This is a genomic window from Treponema sp. R6D11 (assembly GCF_054786075.1).
Genome location: NZ_BDHD01000331.1, coordinates 1 through 1,412 on the forward strand (window position 1 = coordinate 1; position 1,412 = coordinate 1,412).

The window sequence follows — 1,412 nt, forward strand, 5'->3', positions numbered from 1 at the left end:
CAAGTAGAAGTGCCGTATTATACGACGGACACAGTTAACGACATTATAACGCGCATTAACAATTCAGGCGCGGAAGTTGTCGCCCGTCTTAACAGAGAAGGTAAAATTTCATTAAAGGGAACAACCGCCGGTTTAATTGACGGACAGAGAGTTAACCCCGATTTTGTTATACGTCATGTTGAGGACACGGGACATTTCCTTGCAGGTTACGCCGGTCTTCTTAATCAATCGGGAGCGGAAGGCGCTTATGACTGGGGACGCGCCGACGCGGTAACAAGTCTTAGGGGCGATACAACCGATTACGCTCTTGCTCCAATCGCGCATCCGTCAGGCTGGATAGAAGTTAATCCCACGCTGATAAGAGACTCGACAAATGTCGCCGCAGGTTTTGGCGAAAACGGAAGAATCGCCAACCCTGGAAACGGAGACGCGGCAGCAGCTATCGCTTCGATACGAAACAATCCCGTAATGGTAGGGAATTTCGCCACATTTGACGATTATTTTGCCAACTCGGTTGGAAAAATAGCGTTAATGGGCGAAGAATCGGAAAGGGCGTTAGCTACGGAAAATCAGATAATGAAATATTTACGCGATTGGAGACAGTCAATTTCCGGCGTAAATATGGACGAAGAGCTTGCCAATATGCTTAGGTTTCAACATGGTTACAACGCGGCGGCAAGGTATATCACAACAGTTAATTCAATGTTGGATACGTTAATCAACCGCATGGGCGTATAACGCCTAACAAATAGGAATCAGGAGGAATAATTATGAGAAGGATATCGAGCGACATGCCGAATTCCGACATGCAATTTTATTTAAGACGTCAGGAAGAAAGATTAAATAACATCGATAATCAGATTGGCACAAATAACAGGATTCACAGGTTAAGAGACGATCCTCTTGCCGCGTCCCATGCCGTAAGGTATGAGTCGTATCTTGCGCGTCTTAACCGCTTTGAGGAAAACACAAAAAAAGCGAAGGAACATCTTGATAATACTCACGATTATTTATACGAAACTACAAATATTCTGCAAAGAGTAAGAGAACTCGCCGTTACAGGCGCTAACGGAAATTATTCCCCTGACGATCAAAAAATAATGGCGATGGAAGTAAATGAACTTTTAAAAGAACTTGTAAAAATTTCCAACGCGACTGGTCCCGATACAAGACAGTTATTCGCCGGCGATAAAGTTTATACTGAACCTTTCAGACTTGTAGAGGGGACTGTTGAAGGCGGCGAAGAAACAGTTATAAAACGAGTTGAATACCGAGGGACAGGACCAAGCAGAAAAGTCGAGATTGGCGATAATATGTTTTTGGATATTGATTTGGGCGGTGACGAGGCTTTTTGGGCTGAAAGAATGCAGGTTTTTTCCACTACGGACGCTACAGATTACAGAGTGCAGGCG

General features: G+C 44.4%; 2 protein-coding genes. Both read left to right on the forward strand.

Going from position 1 to position 1,412, the window contains the following annotated elements:
- On the forward strand, positions 1–738 hold a 738-nt coding region (locus ACYVTD_RS12830), incomplete at its 5' end, for a flagellar basal body rod C-terminal domain-containing protein (RefSeq protein ID WP_461248136.1).
- Between the two features lie 32 nt (positions 739–770).
- Positions 771–1,412 (forward strand): flagellar hook-associated protein FlgL (flgL, locus tag ACYVTD_RS12835; protein ID WP_461248137.1); only part of this gene is annotated, 642 nt, incomplete at its 3' end.